Here is a 16,108-nt window from a genome sequence, read left to right on the forward strand (position 1 = left end):
GGCGTGGGTGGGCGGCGGGGTTAGGAGGGGCGGGTGGCTTCGATGAGGAAGCGGGTGGCGTGGGCCTGGAACGGGCCTGTCGTGGTGATGTGGCGGTGCAGGGCGTGCAGCTGGTGGCGGTAGCGGTCCACGGTGAAGTCGGGCACCGTCCAGATCACCTTGCGCAGGAACCAGACCACCGCGCCGACGTCGGAGAAGACCGCCCGCAGCGTGGCGCGGCGCAAATCGACCACCCGCAGACCGGCGGCCTCGGCGGCGGCCACCGCCTGCTCGGGATGCCGCTGCGACGGCGGCGGCAACGGGCCGAGCATCGCCTCGCTCAACTCCCGCATCGTGCCCGGCCCGATCTGCTGGGACAGGAACCGGCCGCCGGGACGCAGCACCCGCGCGGTCTGCGCCCAGTCGGTGCGGACCGGATGCCGGCTGACCACCAGGTCGAAGCAGGCGTCCCGGAACGGCAGCGGCGCGTCCGGGTCGACCGCCACCACGGTGGCGCCGACGCGCCGCAGGGTATGCCGCGCAACCTCCACGTTCGGCGGCCAGCCCTCGGTGGCCGCCAACAGCTTCGGCGGACGGGGAACCTCGGCGAGCACCTCGCCGCCGCCGGTGTCCACGTCCAACGCCGTGTCGGCACGCGCCATCCGGTCGGCGACCAGCCGGGCGTACCCCCAGGGTGGACGTTCCTCGGTGGCACGGCCGGCCAGCCAGTCGAAGCCCCAGCCGTCGACCGGCGCGGCAACCGCCTCCGCGATCAACTCGTCGGCTTCCCGCTCGGTGCTCATGGCGGTCAGCCTCGTCCGGCCGTCACGCTGACGGCAACCCATTTGCCGCCGTGCGCCCGTGTCAGGGGCGCGGGCGGGCGACCTCGACGGTGGAGCCGGCGAGCGCATCCAGGCTGCCGGCCTCGGTGCGACGGCCGGTGTCGAACTGGCGCATGAGCCGGGCACCCAGGCGTACGCCGACCCCGCCGGCGGCCAGCGCGACGAGTTCGGTGAGCAGGATGGCGACGGTGGCGCCGCGCTGTGGTGAGTGCGCGCGCACCAGGCAGGTGACCAGGAACAGGCCGGCCATCGCCGTGTTCACCAGGTTGAAGGCGATGGCGGTGCGGCGGGTGCGGTCGACCGGCACGTCCCACAGGTCGACCATGCCGGCGATCACGGTCATCGCGGCGGCGAACAGGGCGGCGACGCCGGTCCAGTAGCCGACCTCGCCGAGGAACGCCGGCCCGCCGATGACATCGGTGAGGTCGAAGACGGTGGCGCTGACGAAGAGCCCGAGCGGGAACGTCACCAGCATCGGTTGGATGGGGTGCCCCTGCACCCGCAGCCGGCTCTGCATCGGTCCTCCCCAGGGTCGGCGCAGCTCACCAGTACCAGACTGCTACCCGGGGCCCGTCGTGGCGAAACGACCACGCCCGACTCGCCGCCGGCCGGGAGAACGGGCACCCCCGGACACGTTGTCGAGCCCGGACGGCCGGTGCTTGCGTGGCCGATGTCGCGGCTTCCCACGCCTGGGACCCCCCGGTGTCAGCGATCTGGAGTCGATCACGCAAGCAGCGGGCGCGCGGGACAGTCGTTCAGCTCTCGCGTTGGCGGGAGACCGTCCGCACCAGGCGCTCGGCCACCTGGCGCAGCGGGATGTCCAGTGAGGACGCGGCGGTGCGCAGTACGTCGAGGGCCTCGGCGGGCGTACAGCCCCGCTGCGTCATGATCACGCCGACGGCCTGGCCGATCACACCGTCGAGCAGCAGTTCGGCGTCCCGCTCGCCGGCCATTTCGGCCTGCCGGCCCCGGTCCCGTACGGCGGCCAGCAGCAGGCCGGCGTGTTCGGCGAGCAGCATCGCGGTCAGCTGGTGCTGTGGGGTGAGCAGGTTCGGCGCGGCGGCGTACAGGTTGATGGCCCCGATCACCTGGTCATCGATGTCCACCGGGGCGGAGATAACCCCGCGTACGCCGAGGTGTCGGGCTCGCGCCGTCCAGGCCGGCCAGCGCGGTTCACCGGTCAGGTCCACGGCGAGGATCATCTCGCGGCGCCGGATCGCGCTCATCGCCGGCGAGTCCGGCCCGTGGCGCAGGTCGTCCAGGCCGGCCAGCCGCTCGTCGGAGGCGGCCACGCCGGCCGGCTCACCGGCGCGCAACGCCGTGAATCCGCACCAACGCACGCCGGCCACCGCGTCCCGGGTGACCCGGACCAGCGCCAGCAGCGCCTGATCGAAATCGGTCAACGCGATGAGGCCGGCGGTCAGTTCCCGCAACAGTGCGGCGGTTTCCAGTACGCCGAGGTTGTGCACCACGGGTTCCCGCGTGTCCAGGTTCACTGGTCCGCAGCTCCCGTACGCGCCCGTGCCCGCCCAGCCGGCATTGTCACCTGTGTCATCGTCTGCTCTCTCCCGACTTGACCGACCCGCCCTACTACCCCGCGGAACCCTGGTCGAAACGGTGTGAACCAGGGCTCCTGCCGCACCGAAGGCGCACGGACATCCGACGACGCGCGGACATCCGAAGACACGCGGACATCCGACGGCGCGCGGACAGGAGCCCCGCAGGGAGCGTCAGCGCGACGCGCCGCTGAGCCGTCGGCCGATCGAGGCGATCAGGCGGTCGAGCTCGGAGCCGAACGGGTTGTCGTGCACCAGGTAGGTCCAGGTGGCGGTCGGTCGTACCAGGGTGCCGTCCTCGGGCTCCCAGTTCTCGTCGAATTCGGTCTCGGTGAACGTGGCGATGGTGCGGGCCTCGATCTCCGGGATCAGGTTGTTGAAGGCCGGCACGGCGGCCCGGTGGAACTCGTCGAGCGGGTCGAGCCGGCCCAGCGCGCGCAGGTGCACGCCCTCGCGGACCTCCGACAGCTCGGACAGGTGCTCGGCCCAGAGCCGGTCCAGGTGGTAGAGGGCGATCGACCGGGCCGCACGGGCGAGCAGGTCCTCGTCCATCTCGCCGGCCTTCTCGGGCACCTTGTCCAGCAGCATCAGCGCGGCCACGTCGCTGGTCAGTAGCCGCTCCCGGCGCTGGGCGAGGGCCTTGCGCTGCTGCTCGATCACCACGCTGTAGCGCCAGGTGTTGCGGTGGATCTCGTGGTTGACGCCCTCGGCGACCCGCTGGGCGTGCTCCACCGCGTAGTCGACCTGCTCGTCGGTGACCAGACCGTCGGCGTTCATCCGCGGCGACGGGGGCACCGAGTCCGCGGCGTGCCGGACGACCAGGTCGTCCTCCAGGCTCACGAAGAAGACCGAACCACCCGGGTCGCCCTGCCGGCCGGCCCGGCCGCGCAGCTGGTCGTCGACCCGCCGGCTGTCGTGCCGCCCGCTGCCGATCACGTAGAGCCCGCCCAGCTCGGCCACCCGGTCCTGGTCGGCCTGGTCGCTGCCGCCGAGCCGGATGTCCACACCCCGGCCGGCCATCTGGGTGGAGACGGTCACCGCGCCGTACGCGCCCGCCTCGGCGATGATCGCCGCTTCCTCGTCGTCGTTCTTGGCGTTGAGGACCACGCAGGGCACCCCGGCCGCGTTCAGCCCGGCGGCCAGCCCCTCGGATTCCTTGACGTCCAGGGTGCCGACCAGCACGGGCCGTCCCTTGGCGTGCCAGCGCTGGATCTCGTCGATCAGCGCCTCGTCCTTCTCCGCCCGGGTGGCGTAGATCCGGTCCGGTTCGTCCTCCCGGACGCACGGCGTGTTCGGTGGGATCACCGCCACCTCGAGGCCGAAGAACTCCCGCAGCTGGTCGCCGACCAGCACCGCGGTGGCGGTCATGCCGCACACCTTCGGGTAGAGCGCGATGAACGCCTGCACGGCGATGGTGCCCAACACCTCACCCTCGGCGGTGGCGTCCAGGCCCTCCTTGGCCTCGACCGCCGCCTGGAGCCCGTCGGGCCAGCGGCGGCGCTGGGCCACCCGACCGCGCATCTCGTCGATCAGCTCGACCGAGCCGTCCCGGACGATGTAGTCCACGTCACGGTGCAGCAGTGCCTGCGCGTGCAGCGCCACGTTGACGGCGGAGAGCTGCGCGACGTGTTCCTCGTCGTACAGGTCGATGCCGAGCTTGGCCTCGACGGCGGCCAGGCCGGCGGAGGTGAACGCCACGCTGCGCCCGTCCTCGGCGACGGTGAAGTGCCGGTCCTTGCGCAGCCCGCGCACCAGCGCGGCGGCGGCGTGCACCGGATCCTGCTCGCCCGGCACCGCCCCGGCGAGGACCATCGGCACCCGGGCCTCGTCGATCATGATCGAGTCGGCCTCGTCGACGATCGCGGTGGTCAGCGGCGGCTGCACCCGGTCGGCGATGTCGGTGACCAGCTGGTCGCGCAGGTAGTCGAAGCCCGCCTCGCTGACCGAGACGTAGGTGACGTCGCAGGCGTACGCATCGCGCCGCTCCTGCGGGCTGGAGGCCTCGTTGACCCACCCGACGGTCAGACCGAGCAGGGTGTAGACCGGCTCCATCCACTGGGCGTCGCGGCGGGCCAGGTAGTCGTTGACCGTGAGCACGTGCACCGGCCCGTTTCCGAGCCGGACGTGCCCGTACGCGGCGATCGCGGCGGTCAGGGTCTTGCCCTCACCGGTGGCCATCTCGGCGACCTTGCCGGACAGCAGCGCCATCGCGCCGAGCAGCTGCACGTCGTACGGTCGCTGGTCGAGGCCGCGGCGGGCGGCCTCACGGCCGACCGCGCAGATCTCCTCGTACCCGGTGGCGGCGCCGGCGGCCTCGGTCAGCTCGGCGTCGTCCAGCGCGGCGAGGTCGTCCTCGCGCGCCGCGATCGCCGGCAGCATCTTCTCCAGCGGAGCAAGTTCCACGGTCGAGCCCGGGCGCTGAAGGAACCGCCGGAACTTGCTCTTGAACCGTTGCGACACACCCATGAGCGGCAACGGTACGCGATCCGGGCCGGCTTGCGCGGCCCGGCCGCCGGCATGTCGACCCTCGGCGAGGGGCTCAGGCGACCAGTAGCTGGTGGGCGGCCAACTCGCGGTAGAGCGGGTCGGTGGCGCTCAGCTCGGTGTGTGTGCCCACGGCCACCACCCGGCCACCGTCGAGGACGACGATCTGGTCGGCGTCGACCACGGTGGCGAGCCGGTGCGCCACGATCAACAACGTCCGCCGGACGGCCACCGCGTCGATGGCGCGGCGCAGCGCGACCTCGTTGCGCGAGTCGAGGTTGCTGGTCGGCTCGTCGAGCAGCAGCACCGGCGGGCCGGCCAGCAGCGCGCGGGCGATGGCCAGGCGTTGCCGTTCACCCCCGGAGAGCAGCACGCCGCCCTCCCCCACCTGGACGTCCAGGCCCTGCGGGGTGCGCTCCACCAGGTGGGCGAGGTTGACCTCGTCGAGGACCTCGTGCAGCCGGTCGTCGGAGGCGTCCGGCGTGGTGATCAGCAAGTTCTCGCGCAGCGTGCCGGCGAGCACGGGAGCCTCCTGCTCGACGTAGCCGAGCCGGGCCCGCAGCGCGTCGCGGGGCAGGTCCCGCACGTCGGTGCCGTCGAGGCGGACCGCGCCGTCGCTCACCTCGTAGAAGCGTTCGACCAGGGCCAGCAGCGTCGACTTGCCGGCGCCGGAGGGGCCGACCAGGGCGGTACGGGTGCCGGCCGGCACCGCGAAGCTGACCTCGTGCAGCACCGACGCCCCGCCGGGGTAGCCGAACCCGACCCGGTCGAACTCGATCATGGGCGCGGGCCGGCGCGTGGCGCCCGGAGCGCCGACGCGGGCCGGCCGGTCCGTCGCGCCCTCCGCCGGCACGGTCAGGATCTCCTCGATCCGTTGCAGCGCGCCCAGGCCGGACTGCAACTGGGTGTACGCGTGCAGCACCCGGGCCAGCGGCAGGGCCAGGAAGAACAGGTACATGACGAAGGCGACCAGGTCGCCGACGGTGATCGCCCCGGCGGCCACCCGGGCGCCGCCGACGCCGAGCACCAGCAGGAAGGCGCCCTGCACGGTGACCGAGCCGACCGGTCCGACCACCGCCTGCACCCGGGCCACCCGCAGCCCCGCCCCGTACGCCTCGCGGGCGCTGCCGGTGACCGTCTCGGCCTCCCGGGCCTCGGCGCGACTGGCCCGGATGGTCCGGGCGGCGGAGATGGACCGCTCCACCGCCGAGGTCATCTCGCCGATCCGTTCCTGGGCGGCACGGGCCAGCGCCCGGACCCGGCGGGCGAATGTGAGCGCGAAGCCCAGGCCCAGGCCCACCCCGAGCAGGGTGACGCCGAACAGCAGCGGGTCGAGCAGCACCATCGCCGTGCCGGCGCCGACCACCATCACCGCCCCGGTGACCGTCTCGAACAGTCCCGAGGTGACGACCGCCCGCAGCAGGGTGGTGTCCGAGCCCAGTCGGGAGAGCAGGTCGCCGGTGCGCCGGCGGTCGTACTCGGCGATGGGCAGCCGCAGCAGGTGCCCGGCCAGCCGCCGCCGGGTGCCCAGCACCAGCCCTTCGGCGGTGCGTTGCAGCAGGTAGTCGCGCAGGCCGCCGATCGCCGCGCCGAGCACCACGAGTGCCACGAGAGCCGCGACGAGGTCGGACACCCCGAGACCGCCGCCGACCCGGTCGAGCACCGTCCGGGTCAGCAGCGGCTGGGCCAGCGACGCCGCCGCGCCGACCAGCGACAGCACGCCCACCACGGCGAGGGTGCCGCGGTGGTCGCGCAGGTACGGCAGGAGCGCGGCCAGCCCGGGAGGGCGGCCCTCGGAAGCGGTCATGCCGGGAACGGTAGTCGGCCCGGTCACGCTCGGACGCCAGGTCAGGCGGCCAGCACCACCTGAAGCTCCTGACGGCGCCGTTCGGCCAGATCGGTGAGCAGGGTGGGCGCCTCGTCGAACGGCACCACCGCCGAGACCAGGTGCTTGCGGATCACGTCTCCGTACGTCCGCAGCAGCTCGACCGTCTCGGCGGAGAGCCGCTCCCGGTCCCAGGTGGGTGCGAGTCCACGCGGCACCCGGCCGATCTGCGCGCAGCGCAGCGCCAGCCCGTTGTGGTGGAACTCCTCGCCGAGGCGGACCGCGTCCGCGCCACCCTGGTAGAAGGCGAGGTCGATCACCGTGCCCTGCGGTCGCAGCAGCCGCAGGGCGAGCTGCAACGCCCACGCCTGACCCCGGCACTGGAACACCACGTCGGCGCCCCGGTCACCGGCGGTGTGCGCCCACCGCGTCTTGAGCACGGCCGCCGGGTCGTCCGCCTCCGGGTCGAGGGTCTCCAGGCCGAGCGCCTCGGCGACCTGCCGGCGCTGCTCGGTGGGGTCGAGCACCACCACGGAGGCGGCGCCGTGCCGCCGGGCGAACAGGGCGGTCAGCAGCGCCACCACGCCGGCGCCGACCACCGCGACCCGCCGGCCGCGTACACCGTCGGCGAGCGAGCGGACGTCCGTGCCGTGCAGGTCGGCGGCGGCGTGCAGCAGACCGTTGGCGCAGATCGGTCCCATGTGTGCGACGTAGACGCCGAGCAGCGGGTCCAGGTCGTCGGGCAGCGGCACGAACCGCTCGGCCACCGGGTCGGCCAGCCAGCCGGTGCGGTGCCCGTAGGTCATCGCGCCGACCGCGCCCACCGCGACCGCCGCGGTCGCGCTCTCCACCACCCGGCCCACCTGCATGTACCCCAGGCGGGTCACCGGGTACGGGGTGCTCGCCGCGCCCGGCTGGAACAGCCCCAGGTCGGCGTTCCAGGTGACGTTCAGGTACGGGTTCGTGCCCTTGACGTAGCTCAGCTCCGTGCCGGCGGAGACGCCGCTGAACAGCGTCTCGACCCGGAAGGTGCCGGGGCGCAGCGGCGCGGCGTCCTGCTCCACCAGCTCGACACGGCCGGGCCCGGCGACCACCACGACCTTGTCACGCATCGACGGTCACCCCGGTGCTGAGCAGAGCCGGGGCGCTCGCCGTGGCGATCCGCACGGGCTGACCGGTGCGGGCCGAGTCGGCCACCGCGAGGGCCAGCCGCTGGGTGCCCAGCGCCTCGGCGTACGGGACGCGCACGTCGTCGCCGACGCCGCGCACCGCGTCGACGAAGGCCCGGTCCACGGCCACCCGGGCGGCCTCCGGGTCGGCCGGGATGTGCCGTTCACCGTCGGCGTCACGGATCGTCAGGCCCTCCTCGGTGAGCGACAGGGCCAGACCGTCGGCGAGGATCTCCAGCCCGGCCCTCTGCTTCCAGTCGAGCACGCAGGCCGCGCTGAGGGTGCCGACCGCGCCGTCGGCGAAGCGCAGCACGGCGGTGGTCACCGAGTCGATGTCCGCGCCGTCCACCGGCGGCGGCGTGCCGTTGCCGTACGCGGTGACCTCGGTCACCTCTCCGACCAGCGCCCGGATCAGGTCCAGCACGTGGGCGGCCTGCTCGACAACCGGGCCGCCGGAGCGGTCGCGTCGTGACCACCACGCCACCGGGGGCACCTTGTCCAGCCAGGCGCCGCTGACCATCCGCACCGGACGGTCGGCGAGCAGTTCGCGGGCCTCGTCGAGGACGCTCAGGTACCGCCAGTGGTGACCGACGGCGGTCAGCAGGCCACGGCGGGTCACCTCGTCGGCGATCCGTTCGGCGGTGGCCAGGTCGACGGCGACGGGCTTCTCCACGAACATCGGCAGCCCGGCGTCGAGCACCGCCTGCTCGGCGGGGCCGTGCGCGAACGGTGGTACGCACACGTACACCGCGTCCAGGCCGGCGGCCAGCAGTTCGGCCACGTCGGCGTAGGTCTGCGCCCCGTGTTGCGCGGCGAGCGCGGCGGCCGCGTCGGGCACCACGTCGGTCACCCCGACCAGGTCCACGTCTTCGAACCCGGCCAGCACCCGGGCATGGCGCTGCGCCACTCCTCCGGCACCGACCAGACCCACCCGGCATCTACGCATCCGACAACCCCTTCGAGGACGTTTCATGAGCGATGGGAGCAGTCCCCTGGGCGGTGCGCAATCAAACGTTCATCCCCCGGGAACGGATTGTCGTCACCTCTGTGATCACGCTGTTGCCCGGAAAGCGGTTAGCGCATGGTGGGGAATGGGAACAATCAAACACGGTTTTTTTCCGCCCACGATTCGTAAGGGGTGCCAGTGCGGGATACGACATCGAGCGTGTCACCGGTGGTGGAGGCGTGGGCCACGTACCGGACCACTTCAGCGGCAGACTGGCCGGCACGTCGGCTGCTGCGCGCCAAGGGAGACAGTCGGGTCAGCGTGGTGCTGCCGGCTCGCAACGAGGAGGCCACGGTCGGCGCGATCGTGTCGACCATCCGGGAGCACCTGATGGACCGGGTGGCCCTGGTCGACGAGCTGATCGTGGTGGATTCGCGGTCGACCGACCGGACCGCGCAGGTGGCGCGGGCGGCCGGTGCGGAGGTGGTCAGCCAGGACGCGATGACCCGGGGCCTGCCCCGGCTCACCGGCAAGGGGGACGCGCTCTGGGCCGGCCTGGCCGCGGCCGAGGGGGACGTGGTGGCGTTCATCGACGCCGACCTGCGGGAGTTCCGGCCGCACTTCGTCAGCGGGCTGCTCGGCCCGCTGTTGACCGATCCGTCGGTCGACTTCGTCAAGGGCTTCTACCACCGACCCCTGGTCGGTACCGCCAGCGTCGAACAGGACGGTGGTGGCCGGGTGACGGAGCTGATGGCCCGGCCGCTGCTCAACCTGTTCTGGCCGGAGCTGGCCGGCTTCGTGCAGCCGCTCGCCGGCGAGTACGCGGCCCGGCGCGACGTGCTCGCCCAGGTGCCGTTCGTCTCCGGGTACGGGGTCGAGACGGCGATGCTGATCGACCTGCTGGACCTGGTCGGTCTGGACGCGTTGGCGCAGGTCGACCTCGGTGAGCGCAAGCACCGCCACCAGGACACGGCGGCCCTCGGGCGGATGTCCGCGCAGATCATGTTGACCGCGTGGTCCCGGTTGCAGCGGCGCGGCTGGGCGAGCCCGGGGATGGCGCCGGAGGCGCTGCTCACGCAGTTCCGCCGTGGTGGTTCGGACACCCTGCCCAACCTCGACCGCGAGATCGTGGTCAGCGACGTGTCCATTGAGGAGCGCCCACCGCTGGCCGAGCTTCGCCACCGGGTGCCCCGCCGACGGGTCGCCGCGGCATGAGCGCCAGGAAGGCCGTCCGATGAGCCTCACCGTGCTGATGAACGCCGGTCCGTGGCTGTCCGTGCCACCGCCCGGCTACGGCGGCATCGAGAACGTGATCGCCACGCTGGTGCCGGAGCTGCGGCGACTCGGCGTACGGGTGGTGCTCGCCACGGTGGGCAGCAGCACCCTGCCGGTGGACGACCGGATGTCGGTCTTCGGCGACGGGCAGTTCGCCGCGTTGCAGCGGCCGTACAACCAGGTCTGCGGGATCGCCCAGGCACACCTGGCCGGGGTGGTCCGGGAGCTGCACTCCCGCGACGACATCGACCTGGTGCACGACCACGTGGAGGCGGTCGGGTTGGCCACCCTCGCCGCGATGGGGCCGTCCGGTCCGCCGACCCTGCACACCCTGCACTGGGACCTGGCCAAACACCCGGCGCTGTACGGCAGCCTGGACGGCGGCGACCGGGTGCGGGTCAACGGCGTCTCGGCGTCCCAGCTGGCCCGTGCGCCGCTGGCGCTGCGGGAGCACTCGGTGGGGCACGTGCACCTGTCCACCCCGCTCGCCGTCGACGCGACCGGCGAGCCCGGCCGGAGAAGGGCGAGCACCTGCTGATCCTTGGCAGGATCAACCCGGGCAAGGGGCAGGACGTGGGCGCGCGACTCGCACACCGGGTCGGGTTTCCGCTGGTGTTGGCCGGCCCCGTCGGTCCGTACCATCGGCCGGCCGACCTGGCCGCGGCGGGCGACGAGGCCCGGCAGAACCCGGACGTGCGGTTCTTCCTCGACGAGGTGGCGCCGCACGTCGACGGTGACCTGGTCCGCTGGATCGGGACGGTGGCCGGTCAGGAGCGCGACGACCTGCTGGCCAGCGCCCGTGCCTCGCTGTTCCCGCTGCGGTGGGAGGAGCCCGGGGGTACGGCGGTGGTCGAGTCGTTGGCCCTGGGCACGCCGGTGGTGGCGACCGCCCGGGGTTGCCTGCCGGAGCTGATCGAGCACGGCCGCACCGGGCTGCTGACCACCGACGAGGAGGAGCTGGCTGACCTCGTGCTGGCCTCCGAGCTCCTCGACCCCGACGAGTGCCGGCGGGTCGCCGCGCGGCGGTTCACCCCGGCGGTGATGGCACAGCGCTACGTCGAGCTGTACCAGCGGGTCCGCGAGCTGGCCGGCGCGCCGCGGCTGCAACCGGTCTGACCTGCCCCGTTGCCGCCGGCGTTTGCCGTCGGCGGCAACGGGTAGCCGGCAGCCCGCACGCCCGCGGCGCAGCGAGGAGCTGGTGATGGTCGGACCGATGGCGCACTCGCGGGCCCGAGCCAATCCGGCCGACGGCAAACCGCCGGTACGGCGCGCGGCGGCCACGGTGTCCGTGGTGTTCCTGCTGGTCGGCGTGCTCGGTTTCGTGCCGGGGATCACCAGCGGCACGGGCGACCTGCGGTTCGCCGGTCACGGCTCGGGCGCGTTCCTGTTCGGCGCCTTCCAGGTGTCGGTGCTGCACAACCTCGTCCACCTGCTCTTCGGGGTGGCCGGCCTGGCGCTGGCACGGACGGTCAGCGGCGCCCGGGCGTTCCTGATCGGCGGCGGTGCCGTCTACCTGGTGCTCTGGCTGTACGGGCTGGCGGTGGACCACGACACCGGCGCGAACGTGCTGCCGGTCAACGACGCCGACGGCTGGCTGCACCTCGGCCTCGGCGTCGGCATGATCGCGCTGGGCCTGCTGACCGGGCGGGTCCGACGGTGACCTGCGCCGGCAGACCGGTTGGTCCGGTTTGACGCTGCGTGGCGTCGGGTAGTTGGCAGGTCTCGACCCACCAGCGACCCGAGGGAGCCCCGATGCCCAGCCGGATCACCTGCGAGGTGCGCGACACGGCACCGGTGGCGGTCGTTCGGCTCACCGGCGAACTGGACCTGCGCACGATGCGGTCGGTGCACCAGGCGCTGGACGTTGCGCTGGCCGCCCAGCCGGACGCGCTGGTGGTCGACCTCGCCGAGGTCACCGTCCGGGACCGGCTGGCGCTGTCGGTCTTCGCCGCCACGGCCCGGCGGGCCGAGGAGTGGCCGGCCGTGCCGGTGGTGCTCTGCGCGCCGTCGCCGGCCGCGGCCCGCTGGTTGGCCGAGACGACGACGTGTCGGGTGGTTCCGGTGTTGCCGGACTGCGCGGAGGCGACCCGGGTGGCCGGGGAGACGAGCGCGCCCCGACTGCGGGCACGTTTGGAGCCGGTCGCCGGAGCCTGCCGGCGTGCCCGGGAGTTGGTCGTCGACGCGTGTGCGCGGTGGAACCTGCCCGACGCCGCCGGCCCGGCGGCGCTGGTGCTCAGCGAACTGGTCGGCAACGTGGTCCGCCACGCGGGGACGCCGATGCAGGTGACGGTGACCCTGCGCCGGCCGTACCTGCACCTGGCCGTGGTGGACGGCAGCCGGGCGGCGGTGGAGCCGGGCGGGGCGGACCTGCACGCCGAGGGTGGACGTGGGCTGCTGCTGGTCCGCGAGCTGACCCAGCGGTGGGGCAGCGTGCCGGCCGGTCAGGGCAAGGCCGTCTGGGCGATGCTGCCGGCGACCTGAGCCTTCGAGGTGCTTGCGCCGGTACCAGCGATCTGACCGAAATTACCGCTCTCGCCTGGTTTTATGGTCAGAGGGCCGGGTAGGCACGCCCGTCCTTTTGTCGTCACGACGGGGTGAGCAGCCATGCCCGAGCGGGTAACCACGGAACCCAGTCGCGATCGAGGTCCGGCGATCCTGGCGCCGGCACGTTTCGGGGGCTTCCCCGGACCGCTACGCGCGCCGGTCCCCGGCAACTCGTTGATCAGGTTCCTCGCCACCACCGACCACAAGCAGATCGGCCTGCTGTACCTGCTGACCTCCTTCGGGTTCTTCCTGCTGGCCGGGTTGGAGGCGATGCTGATCCGGGGTGAGCTGGCCCGACCGGGGCTGCAGTTCCTCTCCTCCGAGCAGTACAACCAGCTCTTCACCTCGCACGGCGCGGTGATGCTGCTGCTGTTCGCCACCCCCGCCGCCTTCGGGTTCGGCAACTTCATCGTGCCGATCCAGATCGGCGCACCGGACGTGTCGTTCCCCCGCCTCAACGCCCTGGCCTACTGGCTGTACCTGTTCGGCGGCCTGATGGTGGTCGGCGGGTTCCTCGCGCCGGGCGGCTCGGCGGACTTCGGCTGGACGGCGTACAGCCCGCTCAGCAGTTACGAGCACAGCCCCGGCGTGGGTGCGAACATGTGGGTGGTCGGTCTGGTCGTCTCCGGTCTGGGCACGATCCTCGGCGCGGTCAACCTGATCACCACGATCCTCACCCTGCGCGCGCCCGGCATGACCATGTTCCGGATGCCGATCTTCACCTGGAACATGCTGTTCACCAGCGTGCTGGTGATCCTGGTGTTCCCACTGCTGGCCGCCGCGCTGCTGGCGCTGTCGGCCGACCGGCTGCTCAACGCGCACGTCTTCGACCCGGCCACCGGCGGACCGATGCTCTGGCAGCACCTGTTCTGGTTCTTCGGCCACCCCGAGGTGTACATCATCGCGTTGCCGTTCTTCGGCATCATCACCGAGATCATTCCGGTGTTCGCCCGCAAGCCGCTCTTCGGCTACACCGGGATCGTGCTGGCCACCATCGCGATCACCGTGCTGTCCATGACGGTCTGGGCGCACCACATGTTCGCCACCGGGCAGGTGCTGCTGCCGTTCTTCAGCATCCTCAGCTACCTGATCGCGGTGCCCACCGGCGTCAAGTTCTTCAACTGGATCGGCACCATGTGGAAGGGGCAGCTCACCTTCGAGACACCGATGCTGTTCGCCATCGGCTTCCTGGTGACGTTCCTGCTCGGGGGCCTCACCGGGGTGCTGCTCGCCAGCCCGCCTGTCGACTTCCACACCCACGACACCTACTTCGTGGTGGCGCACTTCCACTACGTGGTGTTCGGCACCGTGGTCTTCGCGCTGTTCGGCGGCTACTACTTCTGGTGGCCGAAGATGACCGGGCGCCTGCTCGACGAGCGGCTCGGCAAGGCGCACTTCTGGACGATGTTCATCGGCTTCCACGGCACCTTCCTCGTGCACCACTGGCTGGGCAGCGAGGGCATGCCGCGCCGGTACGCCGACTACCTGTCCACCGACGGCTTCACCACGCTGAACACCATCTCCAGCATCTTCGCCTTCATCCTCGGCCTGTCCACCCTGTTCTTCATCTACAACGCCTGGAAGTCCTGGCGCTACGGGGCGATCGTGACGGTGGACGACCCGTGGGGCTTCGGCAACTCGCTGGAGTGGGCCACGAGCTGCCCGCCGCCGCTGCGCAACTTCGACCGGATGCCCCGGATCCGCTCGGAACGGCCGGCGTTCGACCTCAAGTACGGTCCGCTCGTCGCCGACCTCGGCCGGGACCTGCCGCAGCGCACCACCAAGCCGCCACAGCACTTCGCCGAGGAGTTGCGCATGGAGCACCACACTCCCGAGTCGCCGGCCGCCGAGGGCGCGCACGGCGCCCGCGACGCGGTCGACTACCAGCCGGCGCCGCGCTCCGGCGCCCGTCCGGTGGACGTGCCGGAGCCCGAGGGGGTACGCCGGCCGAGCTTCGAGCAGAGCGACTCGCCCAAGGACAGCGAGGACGCGCCCAAGCCGCACGAGCGGTGGCGGCACCCGCACAGCGAGGGCGAGGGCGACCCCGAGGACCGCTGATCGGCGTACGCCGAACGAGGGCCGACACCCCGGCGGGTGTCGGCCCTCGGCGCGTGTCGGCAGGTGCGTCAGTCCCGGGTGGGCGCCAGGCCGGCGGCGGTCAGCGAGCGGCGTACCGCGGGCTGGACCCGGGTCAGCCGCAGCGGCACCCCGGTCCGGGCCGCCGCGTCCCGACCGGCCATCAACGCAGCGATCCCGCCCGCGTCGAAGCCTCCCGCGCCGACCAGGTCGACGACCACCTCGCTGGGCTGGCCGGTGACGGCCTCCAGCATGGCCCGACGCAGCTGGTCCGCGCCGTCGCGGTCGACCTCGCCGCCGACCTCCACCACCACCCGGTCGCCGTTCTGCTTCACCGAGATCCGGGTCTTGCCCGGGTCCGGTTCCGCGGCGCCGTTCTGCCACGGGGGCGGCGCGTCGGCGAGCATCGCCTGACGCAACCAGGTCAGCGCCCGCGACAGCAGCCGGGACACGTGCATCTGCGAGATGCCGAACCGGGCGGCGATCTCCGCCTGGGTCTGGTTGCCGTAGAAGCGCATGGCCAGGATGCGTCGCTCGCGCCAGGGCAGTCGGTGCAGCAGGCCGCTCACCGTCACCCGGTCGTCGACCGATTCCAGCGCGTTGTCCGACTCGCCGACCAGGTCACCGAACTCCGCCGAGCTCTCCCCGCCCACCGGCGCGTTGAGCGAGCCGGACTGTAGCCGGCCGCCGACTCCAGCGCGGCGAGAATCTCCTCCTCCGGCGTCTCCAACCGGGCCGACAGCTCGGCCACCGACGGCGCCCGGGACAACTCGCTGGTCAGCGCGGCGGTGGCCTGACCCACCTCGAGGATCAGGTCGCGCAGCCGGCGGGGCACGTGCACGCCCCAGGTGCGATCCCGGAAGTGCCGCTTGATCTCGCCGACGATGGTGATCGCGGCGTACGCGGTGAAGGAACCCCGTTCCGGGTCATAGCGGTCGACGGCGTTGACCAGCCCCAGGCGGGCCACCTGCTCCAGATCCTCCAGTGGCTCGCCGCGCCCCCGGTAGCGGCGGGCGAGCCGGCCGGCGAACGGCAGCGCGAAGCGGACCAGGTCGTCCCGTGCCTCCTGCCGACGCTCCGGCGGCAGCCCCTCGATCCGGGCCGCGTACGCCAGCGCCGCCGCGTCGAGGTCCTCGAGACCTCGCTCGGTGGGTGGTGGTGTGGTCGTGGTCGTGCTCGTCTGTCCGAACATCCGCGCCTCCCTCAGGAAGGTCCCCCGCCCGGATCGGGAAACCGGTCGTGCGCGTGGTCGAGCCACGCACCGGGCCGGAAAAGGTGGGTCAGTGACTGGGATGCCAGCGGGCGACAACGCCTGCACGCAACGCGATCAGGGCGTCGCAGCCAGCGATGTTCCCGCTCCGTAGGTACTCAATCACGGGACCCCGGGTTCGCGAGGATGTTTCGGCGTCCTC

At 72.6% G+C, this 16,108-nt stretch carries 13 protein-coding genes and 1 pseudogene; 6 read left to right on the forward strand and 8 right to left on the reverse strand.

The genetic code is table 11. The features are described from left to right. Positions 1-20: 20 nt before the first annotated feature. The 7 genes from JNW91_RS12375 to JNW91_RS12405 all read right to left on the reverse strand — a co-directional run bounded on the left by JNW91_RS12375 (position 21) and on the right by JNW91_RS12405 (position 8,801). Entirely contained in the window at positions 21-782 is a 762-nt protein-coding gene (locus JNW91_RS12375) for a class I SAM-dependent methyltransferase (RefSeq protein WP_203174992.1), read from the reverse strand. Between the two features lie 61 nt (positions 783-843). Beyond that, positions 844-1,338 (reverse strand): DUF2231 domain-containing protein, encoded by a 495-nt coding sequence (locus JNW91_RS12380; protein WP_203174993.1) that lies wholly within the window; start codon positions 1,336-1,338, stop codon positions 844-846. A gap of 238 nt (positions 1,339-1,576) precedes the next feature. After that, positions 1,577-2,317: a GAF and ANTAR domain-containing protein gene (locus JNW91_RS12385; protein WP_203174994.1), complete on the reverse strand. Its 741-nt coding sequence runs from the start codon at positions 2,315-2,317 to the stop codon at positions 1,577-1,579. Positions 2,318-2,551: 234 nt separating this feature from the next. Then, positions 2,552-4,843 (reverse strand): accessory Sec system translocase SecA2, encoded by a 2,292-nt coding sequence (gene secA2, locus JNW91_RS12390; protein ID WP_203174995.1) that lies wholly within the window; start codon positions 4,841-4,843, stop codon positions 2,552-2,554. A gap of 73 nt (positions 4,844-4,916) precedes the next feature. Next, a complete protein-coding gene (locus JNW91_RS12395; RefSeq protein ID WP_203174996.1) occupies positions 4,917-6,668 on the reverse strand; it encodes an ABC transporter ATP-binding protein in 1,752 nt (583 codons plus the stop codon). Positions 6,669-6,709: 41 nt separating this feature from the next. Continuing rightward, entirely contained in the window at positions 6,710-7,798 is a 1,089-nt protein-coding gene (locus JNW91_RS12400; protein ID WP_203174997.1) for a zinc-binding dehydrogenase, read from the reverse strand. Next, positions 7,791-8,801 (reverse strand): Gfo/Idh/MocA family protein, encoded by a 1,011-nt coding sequence (locus JNW91_RS12405; RefSeq protein WP_203174998.1) that lies wholly within the window; start codon positions 8,799-8,801, stop codon positions 7,791-7,793. Before JNW91_RS12405 ends, JNW91_RS12400 begins: the two co-directional genes overlap by 8 nt. Positions 8,802-9,032: 231 nt before the next feature. Here JNW91_RS12405 and JNW91_RS12410 point away from each other — a divergent pair, with 231 nt between their 5' ends. From JNW91_RS12410 to ctaD, 6 genes are all read left to right on the forward strand, one after another. Continuing rightward, on the forward strand, positions 9,033-10,016 hold the full coding sequence (locus JNW91_RS12410; RefSeq protein ID WP_309244334.1) for a glucosyl-3-phosphoglycerate synthase: 984 nt from the start codon (positions 9,033-9,035) through the stop codon (positions 10,014-10,016). Positions 10,017-10,035: 19 nt separating this feature from the next. Beyond that, complete coding sequence (locus JNW91_RS32190; RefSeq protein ID WP_238424846.1) at positions 10,036-10,614, forward strand: glycosyltransferase; 579 nt, start codon at positions 10,036-10,038, stop codon at positions 10,612-10,614. A gap of 11 nt (positions 10,615-10,625) precedes the next feature. Beyond that, the gene (locus JNW91_RS32195; RefSeq protein ID WP_309244335.1) at positions 10,626-11,192 is read left to right on the forward strand and encodes a glycosyltransferase; all 567 of its coding nucleotides are present in this window, start codon (positions 10,626-10,628) and stop codon (positions 11,190-11,192) included. 85 nt (positions 11,193-11,277) lie between these two features. After that, the gene (locus tag JNW91_RS12420) at positions 11,278-11,736 is read left to right on the forward strand and encodes a DUF4383 domain-containing protein (RefSeq protein WP_407664312.1); all 459 of its coding nucleotides are present in this window, start codon (positions 11,278-11,280) and stop codon (positions 11,734-11,736) included. A gap of 92 nt (positions 11,737-11,828) precedes the next feature. Next, the gene (locus JNW91_RS12425) at positions 11,829-12,557 is read left to right on the forward strand and encodes an STAS domain-containing protein (protein ID WP_203175000.1); all 729 of its coding nucleotides are present in this window, start codon (positions 11,829-11,831) and stop codon (positions 12,555-12,557) included. 123 nt (positions 12,558-12,680) lie between these two features. After that, entirely contained in the window at positions 12,681-14,678 is a 1,998-nt protein-coding gene (ctaD, locus tag JNW91_RS12430; RefSeq protein ID WP_203175001.1) for an aa3-type cytochrome oxidase subunit I, read from the forward strand. 68 nt (positions 14,679-14,746) lie between these two features. Here the strand turns inward: ctaD and JNW91_RS12435 are convergent. Beyond that, positions 14,747-15,888 (reverse strand): annotated as a pseudogene (locus JNW91_RS12435) (SigB/SigF/SigG family RNA polymerase sigma factor). Positions 15,889-16,108 lie beyond the last annotated feature (220 nt).

The organism is Micromonospora parastrephiae, from assembly GCF_016802865.1.
Taxonomy (GTDB): domain Bacteria; phylum Actinomycetota; class Actinomycetes; order Mycobacteriales; family Micromonosporaceae; genus Micromonospora; species Micromonospora parastrephiae.